Here is a 22431-nt window from a genome sequence, read left to right as displayed (position 1 = left end):
GAGGCCGGGGGCCTTCGGCGTGGTGACGGCGCTGGAGGTGGACCCGGTGCCGCGGGCGGAGGTCTACGGCGGCGGGCTGTTCTTCGCGGCCGAGCGCGCGGCCGAGGTGCTGCACGCCTGGCGGGCGTGGACGGCGGGCGGCCTGCCCGTGGAGATGAACTCCTCGGTGGCGCTGCTGCGCGCGCCCGACGCGCCGTGGGTGCCCGCGCCGCTGCGCGGCCGGCTGACCGCCCACGTGCGCGTGGCGTTCACCGGCGGCGCGGAGCGCGGGGCGGAGCTCGTGCGGCCGCTGCGGGGGCTGGGCCCGGCGCTGATCGACACGGTGCGCACGCGGCCCTACACCGCCATCGCGGGGGTGCACGACGACCCCACCGAGCCGATGCCCTACGACGAGCGGTCGGCGATGCTCGCCGCGCTCGACGGCGCGGCCGTGGACGCGCTCGTGGGGGCGGCGGGGCCGGGGCGGCGGGTGCCGTTCGCGATGGTCGAGGTGCGCCACCTGGGCGGCGCGCTGGCGCGCGAGCCGGAGGTGCCCAACGCGGTGGGCCACCGGGGCGCGGCCTACAGCCTGTCGGTCCTGACCCCGGCGGCGCCCGCCGACGGGGGCGCGGGCGCGGCGGCGGCCGAGGAGCTGCTGGCGCGCATGGCGCCGTGGGCCACCGGGCTGGCGTTCCTCGACTTCCTCGGCGGCCCCGAGGCGGGCCGGTCGGCGCGCCCGGCGTACACGCCGGAAAACCTGGCCCGGCTGCGCCGGATCAGGGCGGTGCACGACCCCGGCCGGCTGTTCCAGGGCGACCACGGCTGAGCACCGGGGCCGCCGGGGCCTCGGCGACGAGGGAGGCGGCGGCGCGCCCGTGAGGGGGCGGGACGGCGGGGTGCCGACCTTCCGGCCCCCGCCTTACTCCGCCGAGGGGTCCAGGGCGATGACCGCCTTGATGTCGTCGGGCTCGGGCGAGAACGCGCGCAGCGCGTCGGCCACCGGGACGCGGCGGGTGATCATGCGCTCCAGCCAGGAGGTGTCGGCCTTGGCCAGCACGTCGGCGGCCAACTCGTAGTGCCGCAGGTTGGCGTTGACCGACCCCACCACGGCGTCGTTCTCCAGCACGATCTCGCGGTTGATCGTGCCCGCGTCCACGGTGAGCGTGCGGCCGCGCGGTGAGACCCCGGTCAGGACCACGATCCCGTAGGCGGCGGTGCCCGACATCGCGTCGAACACCACCTGGCCCGCGCCGGTGGCCTCGATGACGACGTCCGGCCGCAGCGCGCTGACCACGCGCGCGCTGTCGCCGGTGTGGTAGTTGGCGCCCAGGTGGCGGACCAGTTCGGGCTTGGGGCCGTCGGCGACCCGGTCGAGCACGTGCACCTCCAGGCCGCGCTGCACCCCGATCAGCGCGGCGAGCAGCCCGATGGGCCCGGCACCGGTGACCAGCACGCGGCGCGGCTCGTACCAGGCGCGCGCGCCCACGCGGTCGGCCTGCTCCCACGCCTTGGCCACGACCGTGGTGGGCTCCATGAGCACGCCCACGCGCTCCAGGCCGGGGTCGAGGCGGACCGCGTAGCCGGGCTCCACGCACCACGCCTGGGCGCCGTAGCCGTCGATCCCCTTGATGCCGCGCTCGGTGTAGCGGCCGTTGCGGCACATGTCGAACTCGCCGTGGGCGCAGGCGGGGCAGGGGATGGGGTCGGGGCGGCGGACCACGCCGACGACGAGGTCGCCCTCGGTGAACCCGCTGCCCGGGGGCGCGCTGCGGACGCGGCCCAGCGACTCGTGGCCGAGCACCATCCAGTCGCGCCCGGCCGGAGGGTCGCCGTACTGGGCGTCGGCGATCTCGCGGTCGGTGCCGCACACGCCCAGGGCCAGGCCCTGGACGAGCATCTCACCGTCGGCGGGTTCGGGGTCGGGCAGCTCCCGGACCTCGACCGATCCCCGCCGGCCCGGGCGGACTGTCACTGCGCGCATTCGGGTGCCTCCTGAGCGGCCTTGTCACGTCCTCTGGACGGCCTTGCCGCCAGGTGCGCGGTGAAACCTGCGGGTGGGGGTGAAGGTGCAGGCGGGGGCCGGGGCGCCGGGGGTCAGGAGTCCTCGCGCGCCGCCCGCCACTCCGGCGCCAGCACCGACCAGACCTCCATGTCCAGGCGCCGGCCGCGGTAGGGGAAGCTCTCGCGCAGCACGCCGTCGCGGACCATGCCCAGGCGCTTGGCCACCGCGATGCTCGGCTGGTTCTCCGCGGCCACCAGCCACTCCACGCGGTGGATGCCGCGCTCCTCGACCGCCCAGTCGATGAGCACCCGCGCGGCGCGGGTCACCAGGCCCCGGCCCACCGCGGCCGGCTCCAGCCAGCACCCGGCCTCGGCGGTGCCCATGCGCACGTCCATCGTGCGGAACAGCACGCCGCCCACGAGGGTGCCGTCGACCCAGATGCCGTGGATGCGCCCGGTGTCGGCGGCGGCCCGCTCGGCGTAGGACTGGAGGAAGGACCGGGCCGAGGGGAGGTCGGTGACGGCGTCGGCGAGCGCGATGTGCCGGCCGATGAACTCGCGGCCACGGTTCATGTGGTCCAGGAACTCCTGCGCCCGCCACGGCTCCAGCGGCCGCAGCTCGGCGCCGTCGTCGCCCAGCGAAACCCGGTACATCGGCTCCTCCGCTCCCCGCAGGCCCGCCCGAGCGGCGGACCGGCAGCCACCTTAGCCGTCGGGCCGCGGCTGCGCCGAGCGGAGTCCCCCGGCTGTGGACAACCCGGCAGGCCGGTAATCCAGGGGCATCCGCCGATGCCGACGCCGCTATACTGCAAGGTGGGCCGTTAGCTCAATTGGCAGAGCTGCTGACTTTTAATCAGTAGGTTCCGGGTTCGAGCCCCGGGCGGCCTACCGCCAGGAGCACGTCACACGGCCCCGGAGTCTGACTCCGGGGCCGCGCTCGTTTCGGCTGCTCAGCAGGGGTTCAGAGGGTGTCGACCTCGGCCAGGAAGGCGGCCCACTCGGTCACGGGGAAGGCCAGCGCCCCCTTGTCCCGGTTCTGCGTGTCCCGCACCAGCGCCGACGCCGCGTCGTCGGCAAGTCTCGTCTCAACGCAGTTGGTTCCGCCGGAGGAGTAGGAACTCTTGGTCCAGTGCCCGTTGATCATGAATCCAGTTTGCCTTTCATCAGTTCCAAGGACTGCGCCGGGGGCAGTGCTGCCGTTGTGAGGTCCCCAAAGGTATTGAGGTAGACGGCGACTGTTTCGGGGTCGTCGGAGGGGTGGCCGCTTACCTTGGTCTCGGTGAACGCGACAGTGCCCTTATTGGGGACTGTAAAGAGCATGAACCCTCCATCCTGGCCAGGGCAGATCGGGGCGCTTGTCGGTACCACGGTGATCACCACGTGGGGGCGCTGAGCCATCTCCACCAGACGGCGAAGCTGAGTCTTCATCGCCTCCCGGCCGCCGATCGGTCGATCAAGAACGTGCTCCTCAAGAACGACCCGAAGCATGGGCGGTCGCTCGTTCTCAAGGAGGGCCTGCCGCTCCATCCTGGCTCTGACACGGTCCTCCGTTTCCCTTTCGGTCTGATTGGGCCACCCCTCCCGGAAGACCGCACGCGCATAGTCCCCTGTCTGGAGGAGCCCCGCCACGATCAGCGGGCAGTACTCCCGGATCTCGGTCGCCTCGCGTTCCGTGACAGCTACCCCTGCGAACCATTCGGCATAGCCCGTCACCGTCCGCTGGGAATCCTCCCATCTCCGAAGCAACTGCCCACCGGCACTAAGGACTGAATCCAAGCGAAGAACTTGGGCCTCTGTCGTCCGTTTTGCCCCCCGCTCGATAGCGCTGAGGTGGGATTGCGACATCGGGACTGCATCGGCCAGTTCTTGCTGGCTGAGCCGAGCCTGCTGCCGCCATTTCCGCAACTCGATTCCAAACCGCATGGACATGTAAGAACTATCCAGCGGTAAGCCAGTGCTGCGCAATGCCTGGCAACAGGAATCTATCGAGGTCGGCGGCGTGCTCTGGCCTGGCACTGAGCACTGTCCGATCCTGGGTACCGATGGGCTCCTTCACACGGAGAGGACCACCGCCCATGAGACTTCCGCCCGACTACGTCATCGCCGCACTTCCCGCAGACGTGGCGATCAGAATCATCGACCTGAACGCCATCAACCCGGCCTATTACGTCTGGCCGAGCATGGACAACGGGAAATGGGGCGGCACCTATTTCGCCACCCTTGACCCGAAGAAGATGCCCAAGGGCAAGGACTGGTGCCCGACGCTCGCCAGTACGAACCACGCCCAAATGGCGCGAATGCTGGAATATCCACCGGATCGAGTAGAGGTGTCCCAGTGGAGGGAAACGACCAAGGTGACCCGGCGGCCGTAGCGGCCGACGAGTGGACGTGCCGCCTGTGCGAACGCCCCGGCAACACCGAAGACTGCTGCTCCTGGTGCGGGAATCCCCGGTCGGAGAACGACACGCTGTGAAGCAGGCAGGCCCCCGGCCCCCAGGCCGGGGGCGCTCTCATGTCCCCGGGCGGAGCAGTCGCTGGGCCACCGCCACCAGGAACGCGCGGTGCTCGGCGCGGTTGTGCGGGGTGTCGGGGTCGGCGCCCAGGATCATGTCGCCCAACTGCGGTGCGTAGAGGGTCCACTCGGCCATGCCGATGAGCAGCAGCAGGACCCGCCGGGGGTCCAGGGCGGAGTCCAGGTGGCCGTCGCGCTGGGCCTGGGCGAGCGCGGCGATCTTGGCCTGGTAGCTGGCCGAGCGCTCGGCGTGCCGCGGGGCCTCGCGGGGCTTGAGGGACAGGGCCTCCCACTGCACCAGGCGGACGAGTTCGGGATGGTCCGCGCAGTAGTCGAACAGCTCGCCGACGAACTCGCCGATGGCGTCGGGCCGCAGCTCCACCGCCGCCGCCAGCCGGTCGAGCTGGTCGGCCAGCACGATCCCGAACAGGGCCGCCTTGTCGCCGAAGTACTCGTAGATGGCGCGCTTGTTGGCCTGGGCGGTGTCGGCGATGCGGTCGATGCGCGCGCCGTCGATGCCGTGGCGGGAGAACTCCGCGACGGCGGCGGCGAGGATGCGCTTCTTGGTTTCGGCGGCACTTCGTGGCATGACCTCCCAGTCTGCCAGCCCCCTACCGAACGAACTGGTTCGTTTGTTGCTGTTCGGGGCACTCGCGCTGCCGGGCACGCGCCCCCGGCACGCCGGACGTGCGCGGCCGCCCTCCGCCCCGCCCGGCTCCGGCGGCTCCCCCGGTATCCGGCCGCCGTGCGCGCCACCAGCCAACCGACACGGTGAGGACGGAATCGACCATGTGCCATGCGTGCGCGACACCACACGACGGGGACGCGGCCCAGCGGCCGGGCATCAGCCGCCGCGGCCTGCTCCGCGGCACCGTAGCGGCGGGCGCGGCCGGGCTGGCCGCCCACGCGATGGGGGCCGCGGCCGCCGCCCCGGCGCGGGCCGACACCTCCGGCGGCGACCACGGGGTGCGGCTGCGGTGGCTGGGCATCGCCGGATGGGAGATGGCGTTCGACGGCCACCGCATCCTCGTCGACCCCTACCTGTCGCGGCAGGAGTACCGCAGCGGCGGGTCGCGGATGGACCCCGGCAAACCCATCGCGACCGATTCCCGGATCATCGACTGGGTGCTGGAGGAGCACCTGCCCGAGGCACCGGAGTTCATCCTGGTCACCCACGGGCACTGGGACCACATCGGCGACGTCGCCGCGCTGCTGAACCACCCCCGGTGGCGGGACCAGCGGATCCGGGTGTTCGGCAACGAGACCCACCTCAACCTGATCCGGGCCATGGGCGTGCCCGCCGAGCGCGAGGGCGACCTGGTGCTCGTGACCGGCGGCGAGCACCTGCGCTACCCCCTGCGGAGCGCGGACCACCCGCGTCCCGCCTACACCGTCGAGGTGTTCCGCAGCCTGCACAGCCAACTGGGCGGCTACGGGTTCTCCCCAGCGGGCACCCTCACCTCGGTCCCGCCCAAGCCCGCCACGCTGGGCGAACTGGTGGAGGGCGGCTCGCTCGCCTACCAGGTGACCGTGACGGGGCGGCTGAGCGTCATGTTCCTCAGCGGCACCGCCAACTTCGACGCGCGGGAGGTCGCGCACACCGCGCCCGACGTGCTGGTGCTCGGCGCCAGCGGCAACGCCGCCGTCCACGACTACTTCGAGCGGGCCCTGAAGACGCTGGACTGGGCCCGCGACCGTCATCCCCACCCACAACGACGACCTGGTGACGCCGCTGGACGACCCCGGCGTCCACGACACCGCCAACCGCGCCGTCGTGTCGGAGCTGCGCACCCTGGTGGGCGACCGGGGCCGGGTGCTCGACCCCCGCCACCTGGAGCCCTTCACGGTCTGAGGCCGGGGGGAGGTGCGGTGGCCCCGCCGCCCGCGCGCCGCCTCCCCGCACGGCCCTCTCCCGGGCCGCGGCGCCGCCGCGGCCCGCCAACGGATGGAACAGGAGTCCCATGCCCCACACCACCTTCGACCCCGCCGGCCACCGGAGGCGGCGCGCCGCGGCGGCGGGCGCGGCGCTGGCCCTGGCCGCCGCGCTCGCGGGCTGCGCCGCGGACGGCGGCGGCGCCGAGCGGCCGGCGGCGTCGGGTTCGCCCTCGGCCTCCGGCACGCCCGGGCCCCGGGTGCGCTCCGATCTCGAATCGGTGTTCACCGATGCCGGGGTCAACGGCACCTTCGTGGCCTATGACAGCGGCACCGGCGAGATGACCGTGGTCAACCCCGAGGAGATGGACGAGCGGGTGCGGCCCGCCTCCACCTTCAAGATCCCCAACTCCCTCATCAGCCTGCAGGCCGGTGCGGTGGAGGACGCCGACGAGGTCGTGCCCTACGGCGGCGAGCCGCAGCGCGTGGACAAGTGGGAGCACGACATGAGCATGCGCGAGGCGATCCGGATCTCCGCGCTGCCGATCTTCCAGGAGCTGGCGCGCCGCGTCGGGCACGAGGACATGGCCTCCTGGGTGGAGCGGTTCGACTACGGCAACGCCGACATCGGCGGGCCCGAGCGGATCGACCGGTTCTGGCTGCACGGCCCGCTGGAGATCTCCGCCGCCGAGCAGGCGCTTTTCCTGGACCGGATGGTGGCCGGGGACCTCCCGGTGGACGAAGCGCACGTCGAGACCCTGCACAGCATGATGCGCCAGGACATCGGCGACGCCGAGGGCCGCGAGCTGTACTGGAAGTCGGGGTGGGCCGATGGGCCGGAGTTGATGCCCGGCTGGATGGTGGGCTGGGTGGCCGACGGCGAGGACGTCACCACGTTCGCCCTGCGCCTGGAGACGGAGAGCGACAGCCACGCCGACCTGCGCGAGCCCATGACCCGGGAGCTGCTGGACGAGCTGGGGGTGCTGCCCGCGGAGTCGGCCTGATCCGCGGGGCGCTCCGTCCCCGGCCCGCCGCGCGCGGGCCGGGGACGGGCCCGCCGGCGCGGTCGCCGGCTCCGCCGCGCGGGCGGGCTCAGCGGATGATGGACACGATCCGGCAGACGGCCTCGGCCAGCCGGGGGTCGCCGGACGTGCGCGCGCGGGCCAGCGCCGTGCCGGAGTCGATCGCCCGCACGCACAGCCGCCAGGCGGTGGGGGCGTCGAACTCCACCTCGGCCGCCGGGGCGCCTGCGGTGTCGGCGGGGTCGGCGGCCAGGGTCCAGGGGCCTTCGGCGGTGGCGGTCGCCGTCCACACGCCGCCCGCCGGGCCGCTGACCGCCACGCGCACCCGGGTCCCGGCGGCGGCAGTGGCGGTGCGCAGGGTGTGCGGCAGCGCCCGCATGAAGGTGTCCAGGACCTCGGCGAGCGGGTGCGGCCCGGCCTCGGGCCCGTCCTCGGCGGCGCGGCCGGTGGCCAGCCGGATCTGCTGGCGGTGGGTCCAGTACTCGGTGAAGTCGCGGGCGCGGTCGAGCCACAGCGGCGCGGGGTCGGCGCCCGCCCACCACACCGGCAGCACCGGGGAGCCGGGGCCGGCGGCGGCCCACGCGTCGGCGACGCGGCGCCCGGTCAGCTCCAGGGTGTCTACCAGCATGGCGGGGCTGAGGCGGCGGGCCGCCTCGACCCACTCGCGGTTGGCGCGGTGGATGAACGCCTCGAACGCCTCGCCGGGCCGGGGGCGCGGGCCCCCGGGGTGGGAGTCGCGCAGGTGGGACAGGCGGGCGTAGTCGTCGCCGAGGAGGTGAAGGGCGAGGTCGTGGACGCTCCAGCCGGGCACCGCCTCGGCGCGCCACTCGGCGGGGGTGAGGCCGCGCAGCAGGTCCAGCAGCCGGGCGCGTTCGGGGCCGAAGAGGGCGCGGGTGTCGATCGGCGGTCCGAGCCAGGAGAAGTCCGACATGGCCACACCGTAGTGCAGGCGCCGCGCTCCGGCACGGGGTTTCCCGGTGCGGCGGGCGGCCGCCGCGTCAGCGCTCGCGGGCGGCGGTGGTCTCGATGCCCGCGAGGAGCAGGTCCAGGCCGAAAGCGTAGTGCGCGTCGGGGTCGTCGCACGCGCTGAGGGGGCCCGCCGCCTCGATGACGTGCGGGTAGCGGTCGGGCGGCAGCGCCTCCAGGGCGGCGCGGGCGCGGCGGCGGGCGGCGGCGGCCTCGTCGGTCTCCTCGGCGGGCGCGGTGGTGCGCCGGACCCGGGTGACGAGGTCGGTGACGGTGCTGAGGGCGTGCCGGGCGACCTGGGTGGCCTCCGAGGGGGAGAACCCGGCGCGCCGCAGGACGCCGAGGACGGCCTCGGTGGCGCGCAGGCCGCTTTCGGACATGGTGCCGCGGGTGGCCAGGAGCGGGGCGGTGGCGGGGTGGGCGCGCAGGACGTCGACCATGGCCTCCAGCAGGGCCCGCAACTGGTCCGGCCAGGGGGCGGTGTGGTCGATCCGGGGGGCGATCCGCTCGTGGACGCGGTCGTAGATCCGGTCGACCATGCCGTCCAGCAGTTCGTCCTTGCTGCGGAAGTGCCAGTAGAGCGCCATGGGGGTGACACCCAGTTCGGTGGCCAGGCGGCGGATGGTCACCGACTCCAGGCCGTGGGTGTCGGCGAGCGCGAGCGCGCCCTCGACCACCGTGCGGGGGTTGAGGGTCGTCCGGTCGGCCGCGCCGCGGCGGGTCTGCTGAGGCATCGCTTGACGATCGTACAGCGTACAGGTTAGCGTGCGACTTGTACGCCGTACATGTACGTCGTACAACACTGATGACGTGGAGGAACGGCCATGGGGCTGAAGAGGTGGTTCTACCGGGGCGGGCGGCCCAACGGCGCGGCGCGCGCGATCGACCGGTGGACGGCCGCGCTGTACGCGCGGGGCGTCGCGCCCGACCACCTGGTGGCGCTGGAGGTCGCGGGCCGGCGGACCGGGCGCGCCGTCACCGTGCCGCTGGTCATGGCGGCCGTGGACGGCGGCCGCTACCTGGTCTCCATGCTCGGCGAGGACGTGAACTGGGTGCGCAACGTGCGCGCGGCGGGCGGCGCCGCCGCGATCTTGCACGGGCGGCGCGAACGGGTGCGCCTGGAGGAGGTGCCGGTGGGCGAGCGCGCCCCGGTGCTGCGGGCCTACCTGCGGCGGGCGCGCAACGCCCGGGCCCACCTGCCCGTCCGCGCCGACGCCCCGCTCGCGGAGTTCGCGCGCGCGGCGCGGGCGGTGCCGGTGTTCCGGGTGCTGCGGGCGGCCGAGGGGGAGGCGGAGCCGGGCGGCACCCGCACCGTTGCCCCGGCCGAGGGACCCGGCGGGGCGGGGCGGGCCGACCTGGCGGACCTGGCGGGTCGCGCGGATCGGGCGGATCGGGCGGATCGCGCGGACCGGGCGAGGCGGCCGTGAGCGGGCGGGCCGGCGGGCTCGGCCTGCGGCTCGCCGCGCGCATGACCCCCGACGGATGGGAGCCGCCCCAGTACGCGCGGGTCAAGCCGGCGCTGCTGGGCCCGCTGGCGGGCGAGGTGGTCGAGATCGGCCCCGGCGCGGGCGTCAATCTGCGGTACTACGGGCGCGAGGTGCGCTGGACGGGTGTCGAGCCCAACACCGTCCTGCACGAGCGGATCCGGCGCGCCGCCGCCGGCGCCGGGTTCACCGCACGGGTGGCCGCGGGCGGCGCCGAGCGCATCGACGCGCCCGACGGCAGCGTCGACGCGGTGGTGGGCACGCTCGTGCTGTGCTCGGTGGCGGACCCGGACCGGGTGCTGGCCGAGGTGCGCCGCGTCCTGCGGCCGGGCGGGCGCTACGTGTTCGTCGAGCACGTCGCAGCTCCGGCGGCCACGCGGACGCGCCGCGCGCAGGACGCCCTCACCCCGATTCTGCGCCGCCTGCCGGGCGGCTGCCGCTACAACCGCGACACGGGGGCGGCGATCGCGCGGGCCGGGTTCGCGAGCGTGGCGCGCGACGGGTTCGACCTTCCGCTGTCGTTCGGGCTGGCACTGCCGCACATCGCCGGGACCGCCGTACGGTGATCCCGGTCGCATCCGCCGAGGGGCGCGGGGACGCTCCGCGCCGGCACCTCCCGGCGGGCCGGTCCCCGGTCGACGCGGCGCGGGACCGCCGGTGAATTCACGGCGGCGCCCCGGTGACACCGGGATGCGGGCGGCGCCCGGGCCGCCCCCGCCCGGGCCGATGCGCGGCGCCGAGCGCGGCCGGCGGGAGGACAGGGCTGGAGGGCGGCCCAGATGGGAGGGGTGGGGGCGGGCGTACCATGGGTGTCGCACCTGCACCGAATGGAGGTTGTCGTGGGATTTGGCGGTCGCGAACTTCTGATTCTGCTTCTGATCGCACTGCTGCTCTTCGGAGCCAGCCGGCTGCCGCAGCTCGCGCGGTCGCTGGGCCGCAGTGCGCGGATCCTCAAGGCCGAGACCCAGGGCCTCACCGACGACTCGACCGGCGACGATGACGACGACCGCGGCCGCCAGGCGCCGCGCGCCGACACCGCCGCGCCGGCGCCGCACGAGCCCGGCGACCACCAGCCGCGGCGCGCGGAACTGCCGCCCGGGCGGCCGGTCGACGGCACCACCCAGGCGGGGGACGGCAGCCAGGTCTACCGCAACCAGTGACGCGCCGCCGGCGCGCCGCCGCCCCGATGCCGTGACCCACGGCGGCGTCGCGGCCCGCGCTCCGCGCCGGCCGAGCCCGCGGCGCGCTTTGACGCCGGTGTCGGCACCCGCCCACCGGCCCCTTCGCCGTTGGCCGCCGCACCCCTCAGCCTGACCGCCCGCGGCCAACCCCCGCTTGCGCACCAGCACACCCCCGCGCCCGCCTCCCACCGCCCCGCCACCGCCCGACCACGGCTTCGTGGCGGGGCGCGACCGCGTCCAAGGCCGCCGCCCTCCCTCGGCTCCCCACGCCGCCCGGCCTGACGCCCGCCGTCGGCACCACGGCCCGACCAAGGACTCTGCACGGACGCGTCTGGGCCCCGGCGTCCCGGCCGCTCCGTGCCGGACACCGCGCCGCATGTGCCCGGGTCGGCTATCCCGTGGTCCGCCCGCTGCGCCGGTACTGCCCGCGCTCTCCGCGCTGGGTGTGCCTGGTGTGCGGGCGGTGCGCGCCGCTCCCTCCGTCTGCCCCCGCGCACCTTGACAGGGTTTCGGCGGCCTGCCGTATTCTTCTGTATGCAGTTGTGTACGGACTCATGCGGGTGTGTGCCGTCAACCGTGCGCGTCCGGCGGGGCGGCTCCCCGCCGGCGGCCCCGGGCCCGGCGCGCCGAGAAGGAGAGCGATGAGCAGCGAGCAGGCGGGCGACGCGTCCGAACGGGACGGCGCCGAGTACGTCGACGTAGTGGTGGTCGGAGGCGGCAACGCGGGCTTCTGCGCCGCGCACGCGGCCGCGGAGGGGGGCGCGCGCGTCCTCGTGCTGGAGAAGGGCCCGCGCGGGCAGGAGGGCGGAAACTCCTTCTACACGGCCGGCGCCTTCCGTGTCGTCCACCCCGGCGCCGAGGGCGTGGCCCCCATCGTCGACGAGGCCACCCGCGAGCGGCTGGCCGACACGTCTCTGGCCCCCTACACCGAGCGCGACTTCACCGACGACATGGTGCGCGTGACCGAGGGCCGGTGCGACCCCGAGATGACCCGCACCCTGGTCGGGCGCAGCTGGGACACCGTCCAGTGGCTGCACGCCAAGGGCGTGCGCTGGCGGCTGATGTACGAGCGCCAGTCCTACCTGTCGCAGGGCAGGTGGACGTTCTTCGGCGGCCTGGCGCTGGGCGTGGTCGACGGCGGCAAGGGCCTGGTCGCCCAGCACACCGAGGCCGCGCTGGCCGAGGGCGTCGAGATCCGCTACGGCGCGGCAGTGGCCGACCTGGTGCGGAGGCCCTCCGGCGGCTTCGAGGGCGTCGTCTACACCGACGAGGACGGAGCGCGGCGGACGGTGCGCTGCGCGGCGGTGGTGCTGGCGGCGGGCGGGTTCGAGTCCAACCCCACGCTGCGGCGCCGCCACCTCGGCGACGGCTGGGAGCGCGCGGTGGTGCGCGGCAACCCGCTCAACACCGGCGAGGTGCTGGAGCTGGCGATCGCGCGGGGCGCCGCCGCGCACGGCGACTGGTCCTCCTGCCACAGCGTCGCCTGGGACGCGGGCGCGCCGCCCCAGGGCGGCGACCGCGAGCTGACCAACCAGCGCACCCGGCAGAGCTATCCGATCGGGATCGTGGTCGACCGCGACGGCCTGCGCTTCCTGGACGAGGGCGCCGACTACCGCAACTACACCTACGCCAAGTACGGGCGGGAGTTCCTGAAGCGGCCGGGCGGCGTGGCCTTCCAGCTCTTCGACGCCAAGACGCGGCCGCTGCTGCGCACGGAGGAGTACGACTCCACGCCGATCACCGGCGCCCAGGCCGACTCCCTGGAGGAACTGGCCGCCGAACTGGGCATCGACGCCAAAGGGCTGGCCGCCACGGTCGAGGAGTTCAACACGAGCATCGTGGACGTGCCGTTCGACCCGGCGGTCAAGGACGGCCGCGCCGCGCGGGTGGACCCGCCCAAGTCCAACTGGGCGCAGCCGCTGGACACCCCGCCCTACTACGGGTTCGCGGTGACCTGCGGTATCACGTTCACCTTCGGCGGCCTGCACGTGGACGGCCGGGCCCGGGTGCTGGGCGAGGACGGCGCCCCACTGGAGGGCCTGTACGCGGCGGGCGAGATCGTCGGCGGCCTGTTCTCGGGCAACTACCCGGGCGGCTCGGGCCTGACGGCGGGCGCGGTCTACGGCCGCCTAGCGGGCGAGGCCGCGGCCGAGGCCGCCGTCCACCGGCGCCCGAACTAGCCCCTACCGACCTCGTCCCGGCCACCCCACCGACCGCGCCCCCGCCGCCGATCCGGTCCCCGGCAGCGGGGGCGCGCTTGCTTTCGGCCCGTTGACACCCGCGTGCCTCCCGGCCACGCTGGGACCGTGCCCGCCCCACTTCCCTGCGGGGAACACACCGGCTAAGCCCTCCGGCCCGCCACCTCACTGTCCAGGAGGCCGCATGACCGATCCCCGCCTCACCCCCGACGACGAGCGCTTCTACACCACGGCCCCGATCACGGTCGTCTACGACGTCTTCGCCGAGACCGCCAACCGCCTCACCGGGCGCTACGTCCACCTGGCCGAGCACGCCGCGACGGAGGCCGAGCACGAGGACTGGAAGGCCAAGATCTTCGACCTGCGAGACGAGCGGCGCGCTGTCGACCCCGACGACAAGGACGCGCTGATCGCCCACATCCGGCGCTGGCGGGCCGAGACCGACGCGCTCGAAAGCCGGCGCTGACCGTGGCCGCGGACCCCGAGCGGTACCGCCTGGCCGAGAAGGACCTCGCCCGCCTCTTTACCGAGTACGTCCAGCCCCACGTCTTCGGGCCGCACAAACCCAGCACAGAGCCGGTACTGGTGCTGCTGGGCGCTCAGCCGGCTGCCGGGAAGTCGCGCGCGCAGCAGCTGATCGCCCGCGCCCACCCCGACATCGTCTCCCTGACCGGTGACGACCTGAGGCCCATCCACCCCGCCTACGACGACCTGATGGCCACCGACCCCCTGGCCATGCCCAACGCCACCAGCCAGGCATCGGGGAGGTGGGTGGCCATGAGCATCGACCACGCCCGAGAGCACGGCTACAGCCTCCTGCTGGAGGGAATCTTCCGCGATCCCGACATGACCGTGGGCACCGCCGCCGCGTTCGCCCCCACGCACCGCGTCGAAGTGGTCTCGCTGGCCGTGCCCGAGGAGATCAGCCGGCTTGACTCGGTCGGGCGCTACCTCGCCCCCAGCGGCGCCCCCGCCCGCTGGACCCCCGCCGGCGCCCACGACCTCGGATACCGGATGAGCCCGCAGACCGTGCAGGCGTGCGAGGACAGCGAGCACGTCCAGCGCATCACCATCACCGATCGCTCCGGCGCCGAACTGTTCACCAACGAGCGCGGACCCAACAGCGCGTGGACGGGCCCCACCGGGGCACGGGACACCCTGCTCCACGCGCGCCAACTCCGCCTGGAGCCGGGAGCCGCTCGCGACTGGCTGGCGCGGCGCGAGGACTACACCGCGGCCATGGTCCAACGGGGAGAACTCAACGAGACCACCCTGCCGACGTTCGAGCGGCTGCACACCGACGCCGACCGCGTCGCCGCCCACGCCTACCCCGACTCCGAGGATGCTCCCCTGAAGCGTCGGCACGACGCCTCCCAGCACGTCCACCGCTACATCCTCGACTCCGCTGCCAGCGGAATACCCCCCGAACTCGTCCCCGCCCCGCAGACGTTCCTGGCCAGCGACCGCCAACTCGCCGAGCACGGCGGCCAGAACGCCGAGGTGGAGCGCGAAAGGCAGCGGCGGGCGCTCCTCGCCCCCGAACATGCCAGGCTTGAAGACCGACTACGCCGCCGCGCCCGCCGCGCCCTGGCCGCCCCGCAGCACGAGAGTCCGCAACGACACAATTCAGCCCGGGACAACGAGGTCCGCCGGCCGCGCGATCATCTCCACCGCAGCCGCAATGAGCCCGAGCCTGGACCATGACTTGCCGGAAAAGGCCGCCAGCAGCGGCTCCTTCTGCCGTCGGAAACAAACGAGGGCGAGGGACCCCCGAAGAGGCGTCCCGGCCTGCGGATATTTAGCGCGGCACTGGAGACCTGCTTTTATGAACCGTGTGAACCGCGCAGCGCCGAGTTCCTCATAGAGCCGGATCTGCCATTGCCCCGGAGTGGGATCGAAGAAGCCCGCAAGGTCTTGGGTGAGCTCGCTCAGGAATCCCGGTTCACAGGCCATTTTACCGCGCTGACCTACAAGAGGCGTATGATCACCCGCATCGTCCCTTTGGAAGGAGATGATGCCATGAAGCCGGTCACCCCCGAGACACCGGATGAGGTAATCGCCGACAGCATCGCGGATACAGCGGCGATTCTGGCTGCGCGCTACGTGCGCAGAGCTGAGGCCGCCGCTTCCTCCGAAGAGGCTGCGGCCGCAAAGGAGCAGGCCCGTCAAGCCTGGGCTGTCAAGAGGCGGCTTCCTATGGCCAGGGCCGAGATGATCCGCGAACTTGAGCGCTTGCACCGACTCCTGGATGAAATGGGGTCGCAAGGCGATGACCGCTGACCCCAGCGGTTACGAGGTCCACGAGGCAACGCTACGAGAACTGTTCGACGACCATATCCGCGACTTCGTGTTCGATGCGGCCGCGCCCACCCACGGGAACGCACCGACGGTGGTGATGTTGGGGGGACAACTTGGCGCGGGGAAGTCCCACGCTTTGGCGTCGGTTCTAGAGCGCCACGGCGGAAGCCTGACTCCCTTTTCACCCGATGACCTCCGAGCCTTCCATCCGTTGTTTGATGACATCATGCGAGAGCACCCCCATGAATTGGTGCCGCTTACCGCCCAGGCGGTGCGCTCCTGGTCGCAGATGGTGCATGAGCACGCCCACGAACGCGGTTACGGCTTGGTCATCGAAGGGTCCTTCGGCCGCCCGCCTGCACGGCTAAAGGTGGTCGACCAACTGGCCAGACGGCCCGCCTCCGGTGTGCACCCCGGTTTTCGCGCCGAGGTCGTGGCGATAGCTGTCAACGAGTACCGATCACGGCTGGACATGGTCGGGCGCTACCTCACCATGCCGACCGGACTGGGCCGCTGGTCCGAGGCCCCCGGGCACGACCGCACCTACCGAATGGTGCCCCAGACGGTGGAGGCGCTGGAGGCAAACCCACACGTGGAGCGGGTCATCGTCACCGACCGCGTCGGCACCGTCCACTACGACAACGCGCGCGGTGCCGACGGCGCCTGGCGCAGTCCACCCCGAGCCGCCCACGTTCTGCGCGAGGCGCGCAGCGAGGGACGAGTGCCCTTCGACCAAGCCGAGGCCACCCGGTGGCTGAGCGCCTACTGGGCCTACAACCGCCAACTGCTGGAGCGCGGTGAACTGAACGCGGTGACCGCCGAGACGATGCTGGTGCTGCACGCCGATGCCGACAAGGTCGCGCCGATCGCCTACGTTGGCCAAACTGCGGCCTTGGCCCGGCACGAGCGCTGGCAGGGAGTGCAGAAGGCGGTGCTACTGGCGGGCTCGCATGGCGTGGACAATGCTCTGCTGCCGCCCACACCAGAGGCGTTCCTAACGGCCGAAGCCACGAAGCAGCAGCAGTTCGCCGAGGCCATGGCTCAAGCCGACCCGCATACCCCCAGTGAGGAGGAGGAAGCGGCACGGGAGGCGGTGCGGCGGGCGCGGCAGGGGTTGGTTCCACCCAGCGCGGGCACGGACAGCGCTCCGCCTCGGGCTAGGACAGATAGCGGTCCCGGCACGGAGCCGTCTCTGGAGCGTTGAGAGGAAGCAGTGCGTGGCTAGGCAGTGTTTGTTGAACGGGTAAGGTCGCGCAGCCAGATTCTGATCGAGGCCACCTGGACGGTGCCCTCGAAGATCACGGCCCGCTTGTCATAGCGGGTGGCCACCGCGCGGTTCTGCTTGAGCAGGTTGATCGCGCGCTCGACGGTGTTGCGCAAGCGGTAGGCCTCCCGGTCGAAAGACGGGGGCCTGCCGCCCGCCGAACCGCGCCGCAGCCGGTTGGCCCGCTGGTCGGCGGGCTCGGCGATGGTCGCCTTGGTCTTGCGCCGGCGCAGGTAGGACCGGTTGGCGCGGCTGGAGTAGGCCTTATCGCCCAGCAACCGGTCCAGGCGGGTGCGCGCCCGCCCTTGGGAGCGCGCCAGGCGCAGCCGCTCCAGCAGAGGCCGCAGCATCACCGTGTCGGCGTGCTGGCCGGGGGTGAGGGCCAGGACCAGCGGCCGCCGGCGGGTGTCGGCGATCAGGTGGAGCTTGGTGGACCAGCCGCCCCGCGAGCGCCCGAGTGCTTGGGCCCTGTCCCCTTCGTCCCGGGCCGCCTCCCCTTTTTTGGGGCTCCGGCGGCGTGGTGGTGGGCGCGGATCACGGTGGAGTCGATACCGGCGGTGAGTTCGGCGCCGGTGAGGGCGTCGATGCGCAGCCGGTCGGCGATGCGCTGCCAGGTGCCGTCCAGGCACCAGCGGCGGTGGCGTCCGGCGGCGGTTTCCCAGGGGCCGTAGCGTTCGGGCAGGTCGCGCCAGGGGATGCCTGTCCTGGTGCGGTAGAGGATGGCGTTGATGACGCGGCGGTGGTCGGCCCACCGCTTGCCTTTGCGGGGGTGGGCGGGCATGAGCGGGGCGAGCAGGTCCCACTCGGCGTCGGTGAGTTCATGGCGTCGGACCATGGATCCCAAGGATTACCGAAGACCAGCCCGCCCCGCAGACCTTTCAAAAAACAGGACCTAGGGGCGTCTTAAGTCGAGGAACAACTGATGGCGCTGTGGCCCCTCCCCATCAAGGCCACTCCTGGGCCACCCACTCGGTCAGTGAGTGCGCCGGCTGGTTAACCGCCTCCATGCGTCGAGCCGCTTCAGTGGGCTCCGGCCGCGGCCCCCGGCTCCCCGGCGCCGTCCAGAGACCGCTCAGTAGGCGGGGTCGAGCGGTAGCCCTGAGGGCCGGGGCCGCCCGCGCGCGGCCCCGGCCCTGTAACGCACCTTCAGCGTTCCATGGCGGGCTGGGCCTGGTGGCCGTGGCCGCGCGGTGGGGTGGTGCCGTTGCCCGGCCGCACGGCGGCGGTGGGAGGGTGGGCGTTCATCCGGTCGACGCGGTTGTGGGCGTCGACGAGGTCCGGCTCGATCCCGGCCTCCTCCATGGCGGCGGCCCGCCGGTCCCGGTGCTCCGGGGAGTCGTGGTCGGCGGGCTCCGGCCGCTCGGAGGCCTGGGACGGCTGGGGTGTCTCGGAGGGCTCCGGCCCCTCGGAAACCTCGGGCGGCTCCTCCGGTCCGGCATCGCCGTCGCGCTCCCCGTCCGCGTCGGCCTCCTTCCCGGCCTCCGCCACGTCGGCCTCTCGGCGGGCGTCGGGCCGGCCCTCCGGGCCGGTGAGCGTGCCCGCGGCGTCGCCGGGCGCAGCGGTGTCCAGGTCCAGGCCGTAGCGCCGCAGCACCTCCTCCCGGATGTCCCGGACGGCGCGGGCCGCCTCCGGTTCGCTGTGGCGCCAGGACACCGCCGTCTCGTAGGCGTCGGCGATCCGGGCCGGGGAGGCTTCCCTCCACCAGTCGGGGTCGCTGACCACGGCCAGGCGTTCCTGTGCCTGCTCCCACGCCTGCCGGTAGCGGTCCCGGGCCTCGCGCCGCCAGGCGGCGTCGATGCGCCTCTCCCACAGTTCGGCGACGCGCACCAGCGCCCGGGAGATCCCCCGGCCCACCATTTCGGCGCGCGGCAGCGCCCGGCTCAGCTCCGCGGTGACCGCCTCGTCGATGCCGTCGGACTCGGTCATGGGCGGTCCTCCGATCAGGCGCTGCGGACATCGGTGAACAGGCCGGGCGGCGGGGACGCGTAGGGCAGCGGCTCACCGGCCTTGTTCTCGTCGGTGCTGGCGGCGAACGGGCCGTCCGGGTCGAACAGCGCGTTCATGTGGTAGTCGGCGTGGTCGCGCCACCAGGTGCTCATGCCGGTGGCGCCGTCCAGGCGCAGGTGCTCCCACGCGCGCCACAGGCTGTCCAGCCGCGACACGGCCTCCGCGTTGCGCCACCACTGCGCCGACCACCGCCGGCCGCCGCGCGGTCCGACCTTGCGGCGGTACATGGGGACGATGACCTCGCGCACGAACTCGTCCACGGATCCGAAGTAGAGTTCGGCCTCGTCGTCGGCGGGCTCGCCGGGGCGCGTCCCCTCCGCCCCCGCGGTCGGCGCCTCGGCGGGTGCCTCGGTCAGCGCCGCAAGAGCGGCGAGCGCGTCCGCGTAGTCGGTGCCACCGGGTCGGTTCACTGGCTTCCCTTGGGCTCGTGTGCGGCGATGGACGCGCGGACGGCCTCGGCGTGGGGCCCGCGCATCCACGGCACGGTCTCGATGAGGGTGGGCGGCACGCCGGAGGCGATGCACACGGCACGGCCGCGCGGCATGGCGCCCAGGTCGGCGACGTCCAGGGTGTTCTGGTTGGTGAGCTGGCGGGTGGTGGAGCGGCCGTCGCGGCTGGTGCTGGCCGAGACGGAGGTGCGGTCGTAGTCGCCGATCAGCTGCGACAGCTCCTGGAGGAACCCCGTCTCCGACACGCCGCCGCCGTAGACCTTGATGTTGGCGGCCGACCACAGCTTGCGCATGCCCTCCTGTCCCCACACCTCCACGCCCTGGGACCACGACTGCAGGATCGCCATGAGCACGATGCCGCGGGAGCCGTAGTGGGAGTACTGGTTGGGCAGTTCGGACCACTTGCAGACGTTGGCGACCTCGTCGAGGACGCCCAGCAGCGGTACGGGCAGGCGGCCGCCCGGCGCGGCGGAGGCGATCTCCTCGGCGGCCTCCACCACGGCCACGGTCAGGGCGGTCACGAGCGGACCGGCGGTGCCGGCGCCCTCCTTGGAGAGGCTGTAGAGGGTGTGGCCGCCGCGGGCGAAGGCGTAGGGGTCGAAGTGCGGCCGGTCGTCGTCGGGGCCCTGCCGGGTGATCCAGGGGTGGATGCGGCGGTTGGTCAGGCAGTGGGCCATCTGGCTCGCCGTGCCGAACACCCCGGCGCGCTGCTTGTCGGGGGCGTTGACGACGCCGGCGACCCCGTCGGCCTGCAGCGGGTAGCCGGCGTCGGCGAGGATGCCCACGGCTGTGTCGTCGGTGGGGCGGGTCAGCCAGGTGTAGACGTCGGTGATGGGCCGCTGGTCGAGCGCGGCGGCCAGCAGCAGTCCGGCGAGCAGGTTGCGCCCCTCCCCGTCGAAGTAGGCGTCGGCGCGGGCGCCGGCCTCTCGCGAGCCCGCGGCGAAGTGGCCGGCCAACTGGGCGGCCTTGACCTCGTCGGTGACGTAGCTGAGCGGGTCCCACCACCAGGTGGGCTCCTCGGTTGCGATGGACTGGGGGTCGAAGACCCAGGGCCGGTTGCCGGTGGTGTGGGCGCGCACCTCGCGGGTGGCGTCGGCGGCGTCGCGCTTGTTGGAGGTGACCAGGACGCTGGAGGCGGCCGGGGCGGCCAGCACGGCGGGGATGGCGCGGGAGGTCGTCTTGCCGGTTCGCGGCCCCCAGATGTCGACGTGCATGTCCTCCCAGGACCCGTAGAGCATCCGGCCGCTGCCCAGGGCCCGGCCGATGGGCACCCCGGGCGCGTCGCGCACGCCCAGGCGGCGCGCGGTGGCGCCGGCGCCTTCGGCGGTGAGCGCCGCCAGGTCGGCGGGGGTGGCCAGGTAGGTGGCGGCGCCGTCGACGCGGGTGCGCATCCGGCGACGCCGGCGCAGCCCCAGCACGGTCCCGGCGACGGCGCCGACGGCCGAGGCGGCCAGCCCCAGGGCCGCGACGGTGGCGCCGGGGGTCCACACCACGGTTCCGGTGGCCAGGGCGAAGAAGACGCTGAAGGGGTTGAGGGGCACGTCCTGCGGGCTGTCGGCGGCGAGGTTGGCCAGGTGCAGACTGGCCCACCCGCCGCCCAGGAGGGCCACGGCGGCCACCAGCCCGATCCAGACGAGGATGGCCTCGGTGCTCATGGTGCCCGGCTGGCGGCCGCGGCGGTTGGAGTTGGCCACGTCATTCCTCCGCGGGGGTGGTGGGGGCGCCGATGCGGCTGGCCTGGTGCCAGAGCTTGTTGGTGTCGTGCACGCGCCTCTCCACGCTGGTGAGGTCCACGTGGACGGGGATGCCCGGGCGGCCGCCGACCTTGACCAGGAACTTGCCGCGCCCCGGGGGTGCGGCTTCGGGCCCCTCCCCCGCGTCCCAGGCCGGGGGGGTCCTGCCAGCTGGTCAGCAGGTTCTGCTCGGCGTGGGAGAGCGCCACGGCGCTGGTGAGCATGCCCATCTCGGCGGCGGGCAGCCCGGCGCAGACCACCATCCCCGACCGCTCGACGAACCCGCGGGCCTTGGCCCGGTCCTCGGGCGCGGACAGCGCCGTGAGGTCGCTCATGGTGTGGGAGACCATCGCCATGCCCACACCGCGCTGGCGGTTGAGGCGGGTCAGCGCGTCGACGCGGTCGACCAAGCCGCGGCCGGCGCGCAGCGCCCGCCACAGTTCGTCCAGCACCACGAAGTAGTGGCGGCGCGGCTCCAGGCCCGCGTCGGCCAGGGCGTGGGCCACGGTGACCGCGCCGAACCCCGCCGACCAGCACGCCAGCAGCACCGCCGCCTGCAGGTCCATCTCGGAGTCGTCGATGGAGGACACGTCGAAGACGACCGGGCGGTCCAGCCGCATGGGCTGGGAGGTGGGCCGGGCGAAGATCTCGCCGAGCCGGCCGGAGGCGCCCAGGCCGATGAGGGTGGCCTCCAGCCCTTCGGTGAGTTCGCGGTAGCGCTTCAGCGAGCCGCGGTCCACGGCGACCTGGCGGACCTCCTCGGGCGCGTCCTGGATGACCTTGAGCAGGTCGCCCAACACCGGGACGCCGTCGTGGCGCTCGTCGAGCACCCGCAGCGCCCGGTCCAGGATGGTCTCCTCCCGGTCGCTGGGCGGGATGGAGCGCAGGATCGTCATGAGGGCCGAGACCATGGTGAGCCGGCGTCCGTGGGCGTCGGCCAGGACGTGGGCGCGGGCGTTGCCGGTGAGGCGGCCGGCGGCCTGGCGGGCCTCGCCCGGGTCGAGGATGTTGAGGTGGCCCCGCCCCCGGCCCAGGCTGATGACCTGCCCGCCCAGGGCCTCGATGAGGTCGACGTAGTCGGGTTTGAGGTCGCCCAGCACCAGCGGCTGGACGCCGTAGCCGGCCAGCCCCAGCGCCATGCGCCGCACGATGGTGGACTTGCCCAGGCCGGGCAGTCCGAGCACGAAAGCGCTGGGGTTGGAGATCAGCTTGGCGCGCTGGAACCAGCTGATCGGGTCGCAGCACAGCGTCGAGCCGGTCAGCAGGTTGCGCCCGATGGGCACCCCGATCATGGGGGTGCCCGAGCCGACGGCGAACGGCCACAGCCCGCACACCTGCACGGAGGTCCCGCGCCACTCGGTGGGGGCCTGGACCAGCAGGGAGGCGCCCCCGCCGCGTCCGGGCCAGCCGCGGGGTCCCGGCCGGAGCGGGCGCGGGGCGGGCGGTGTCTTCCTGGCCATGGCGC

At 73.6% G+C, this 22431-nt stretch carries 23 protein-coding genes, 1 tRNA gene and 2 pseudogenes; 14 read left to right on the top strand and 12 right to left on the bottom strand.

Annotated elements, in window-relative coordinates; all coding sequences use genetic code 11:
• The first annotated feature begins 22 nt into the window (after positions 1-22).
• A complete protein-coding gene (locus HNR12_RS18070) occupies positions 23-805 on the top strand; it encodes a hypothetical protein (protein ID WP_179768727.1) in 783 nt (260 codons plus the stop codon).
• A 93-nt stretch (positions 806-898) separates the two neighbouring features.
• Here the strand turns inward: HNR12_RS18070 and HNR12_RS18065 are convergent, their stop codons facing one another.
• Positions 899-1960, bottom strand: a complete 1062-nt coding sequence (locus tag HNR12_RS18065; RefSeq protein WP_179768726.1) for a glucose 1-dehydrogenase — start codon at positions 1958-1960, stop codon at positions 899-901.
• 113 nt (positions 1961-2073) lie between these two features.
• A complete protein-coding gene (locus HNR12_RS18060) occupies positions 2074-2634 on the bottom strand; it encodes a GNAT family N-acetyltransferase (RefSeq protein ID WP_179768725.1) in 561 nt (186 codons plus the stop codon).
• 161 nt (positions 2635-2795) lie between these two features.
• On the opposite strand from HNR12_RS18060, the gene HNR12_RS18055 reads away from it, so the two are divergent.
• Positions 2796-2868, top strand: a tRNA-Lys gene (locus tag HNR12_RS18055).
• A gap of 73 nt (positions 2869-2941) precedes the next feature.
• Here HNR12_RS18055 and HNR12_RS18050 read toward each other — a convergent pair.
• Both HNR12_RS18050 and HNR12_RS18045 read right to left on the bottom strand, forming a co-directional pair.
• The gene (locus tag HNR12_RS18050) at positions 2942-3124 is read right to left on the bottom strand and encodes a DUF397 domain-containing protein (RefSeq protein WP_179768724.1); all 183 of its coding nucleotides are present in this window, start codon (positions 3122-3124) and stop codon (positions 2942-2944) included.
• Positions 3121-3909: a helix-turn-helix domain-containing protein gene (locus HNR12_RS18045; protein ID WP_179768723.1), complete on the bottom strand. Its 789-nt coding sequence runs from the start codon at positions 3907-3909 to the stop codon at positions 3121-3123. The genes HNR12_RS18050 and HNR12_RS18045 overlap by 4 nt, the downstream gene beginning before the upstream one ends.
• A gap of 146 nt (positions 3910-4055) precedes the next feature.
• Here HNR12_RS18045 and HNR12_RS18040 point away from each other — a divergent pair, with 146 nt between their 5' ends.
• Positions 4056-4352 (top strand): hypothetical protein, encoded by a 297-nt coding sequence (locus tag HNR12_RS18040; RefSeq protein WP_179768722.1) that lies wholly within the window; start codon positions 4056-4058, stop codon positions 4350-4352.
• Positions 4353-4490: 138 nt separating this feature from the next.
• Here HNR12_RS18040 and HNR12_RS18035 read toward each other — a convergent pair whose 3' ends face one another.
• Positions 4491-5081 (bottom strand): TetR family transcriptional regulator, encoded by a 591-nt coding sequence (locus tag HNR12_RS18035; protein WP_179768721.1) that lies wholly within the window; start codon positions 5079-5081, stop codon positions 4491-4493.
• 200 nt (positions 5082-5281) lie between these two features.
• Between HNR12_RS18035 and HNR12_RS29785 the strand changes: the two are divergent.
• From HNR12_RS29785 to HNR12_RS18030, 3 genes and pseudogenes are all read left to right on the top strand, one after another.
• Positions 5282-6115: pseudogene (locus tag HNR12_RS29785) on the top strand (MBL fold metallo-hydrolase); the annotation flags it as partial.
• A 100-nt stretch (positions 6116-6215) separates the two neighbouring features.
• A complete protein-coding gene (locus HNR12_RS29210) occupies positions 6216-6344 on the top strand; it encodes a hypothetical protein (RefSeq protein WP_276516385.1) in 129 nt (42 codons plus the stop codon).
• A gap of 109 nt (positions 6345-6453) precedes the next feature.
• Entirely contained in the window at positions 6454-7368 is a 915-nt protein-coding gene (locus HNR12_RS18030; RefSeq protein ID WP_179768720.1) for a class D beta-lactamase, read from the top strand.
• Between the two features lie 88 nt (positions 7369-7456).
• Here HNR12_RS18030 and HNR12_RS18025 read toward each other — a convergent pair whose 3' ends face one another.
• Together HNR12_RS18025 and HNR12_RS18020 are read right to left on the bottom strand one after the other, a co-directional pair.
• Entirely contained in the window at positions 7457-8317 is an 861-nt protein-coding gene (locus HNR12_RS18025; protein ID WP_179768719.1) for a maleylpyruvate isomerase N-terminal domain-containing protein, read from the bottom strand.
• Positions 8318-8384: 67 nt separating this feature from the next.
• Positions 8385-9086: a TetR/AcrR family transcriptional regulator gene (locus tag HNR12_RS18020; RefSeq protein ID WP_179768718.1), complete on the bottom strand. Its 702-nt coding sequence runs from the start codon at positions 9084-9086 to the stop codon at positions 8385-8387.
• A 90-nt stretch (positions 9087-9176) separates the two neighbouring features.
• Here HNR12_RS18020 and HNR12_RS18015 point away from each other — a divergent pair, with 90 nt between their 5' ends.
• The 8 genes from HNR12_RS18015 to HNR12_RS17980 all read left to right on the top strand — a co-directional run bounded on the left by HNR12_RS18015 (position 9177) and on the right by HNR12_RS17980 (position 16717).
• Complete coding sequence (locus HNR12_RS18015; protein ID WP_179768717.1) at positions 9177-9779, top strand: nitroreductase/quinone reductase family protein; 603 nt, start codon at positions 9177-9179, stop codon at positions 9777-9779.
• On the top strand, positions 9776-10402 hold the full coding sequence (locus HNR12_RS18010; RefSeq protein ID WP_179768716.1) for a class I SAM-dependent methyltransferase: 627 nt from the start codon (positions 9776-9778) through the stop codon (positions 10400-10402). The genes HNR12_RS18015 and HNR12_RS18010 overlap by 4 nt, the downstream gene beginning before the upstream one ends.
• Positions 10403-10675: 273 nt before the next feature.
• Positions 10676-10996, top strand: coding sequence for a twin-arginine translocase TatA/TatE family subunit (locus tag HNR12_RS18005; protein WP_179768715.1), 321 nt, complete (start codon positions 10676-10678; stop codon positions 10994-10996).
• 662 nt (positions 10997-11658) lie between these two features.
• Entirely contained in the window at positions 11659-13197 is a 1539-nt protein-coding gene (gene tcuA / locus HNR12_RS18000) for an FAD-dependent tricarballylate dehydrogenase TcuA (protein ID WP_179768714.1), read from the top strand.
• Between the two features lie 202 nt (positions 13198-13399).
• Positions 13400-13681 (top strand): hypothetical protein, encoded by a 282-nt coding sequence (locus tag HNR12_RS17995; RefSeq protein ID WP_179768713.1) that lies wholly within the window; start codon positions 13400-13402, stop codon positions 13679-13681.
• Positions 13682-13683: 2 nt separating this feature from the next.
• Positions 13684-14919, top strand: coding sequence for a zeta toxin family protein (locus tag HNR12_RS17990; protein ID WP_179768712.1), 1236 nt, complete (start codon positions 13684-13686; stop codon positions 14917-14919).
• Positions 14920-15195: 276 nt separating this feature from the next.
• Positions 15196-15495: a hypothetical protein gene (locus tag HNR12_RS17985; protein ID WP_179768711.1), complete on the top strand. Its 300-nt coding sequence runs from the start codon at positions 15196-15198 to the stop codon at positions 15493-15495.
• Positions 15485-16717 (top strand): zeta toxin family protein, encoded by a 1233-nt coding sequence (locus HNR12_RS17980; RefSeq protein ID WP_179768710.1) that lies wholly within the window; start codon positions 15485-15487, stop codon positions 16715-16717. Before HNR12_RS17985 ends, HNR12_RS17980 begins: the two co-directional genes overlap by 11 nt.
• Before the next feature lie 17 nt (positions 16718-16734).
• On the opposite strand, the pseudogene HNR12_RS17975 reads toward HNR12_RS17980, so the two are convergent.
• The 5 genes and pseudogenes from HNR12_RS17975 to HNR12_RS17955 all read right to left on the bottom strand — a co-directional run bounded on the left by HNR12_RS17975 (position 16735) and on the right by HNR12_RS17955 (position 22426).
• A pseudogene (locus HNR12_RS17975) lies at positions 16735-17612 on the bottom strand (IS5 family transposase).
• A 311-nt stretch (positions 17613-17923) separates the two neighbouring features.
• Complete coding sequence (locus tag HNR12_RS17970) at positions 17924-18703, bottom strand: hypothetical protein (protein WP_179768709.1); 780 nt, start codon at positions 18701-18703, stop codon at positions 17924-17926.
• Between the two features lie 14 nt (positions 18704-18717).
• The gene (locus HNR12_RS17965; RefSeq protein ID WP_338119788.1) at positions 18718-19194 is read right to left on the bottom strand and encodes a DUF4913 domain-containing protein; all 477 of its coding nucleotides are present in this window, start codon (positions 19192-19194) and stop codon (positions 18718-18720) included.
• Entirely contained in the window at positions 19191-20927 is a 1737-nt protein-coding gene (locus tag HNR12_RS17960) for a type IV secretory system conjugative DNA transfer family protein (protein WP_338119787.1), read from the bottom strand. The genes HNR12_RS17965 and HNR12_RS17960 overlap by 4 nt, the downstream gene beginning before the upstream one ends.
• A complete protein-coding gene (locus tag HNR12_RS17955) occupies positions 20885-22426 on the bottom strand; it encodes an ATP/GTP-binding protein (protein ID WP_246425118.1) in 1542 nt (513 codons plus the stop codon). Before HNR12_RS17955 ends, HNR12_RS17960 begins: the two co-directional genes overlap by 43 nt.
• Between the last annotated feature and the right edge of the window lie 5 nt (positions 22427-22431).

This window comes from Streptomonospora nanhaiensis (assembly GCF_013410565.1).
In the GTDB taxonomy this organism is placed as follows: domain Bacteria; phylum Actinomycetota; class Actinomycetes; order Streptosporangiales; family Streptosporangiaceae; genus Streptomonospora; species Streptomonospora nanhaiensis.
Note: the sequence above shows the minus strand (reverse complement) of the source record. Positions and strands in the feature narration are given on the sequence as shown.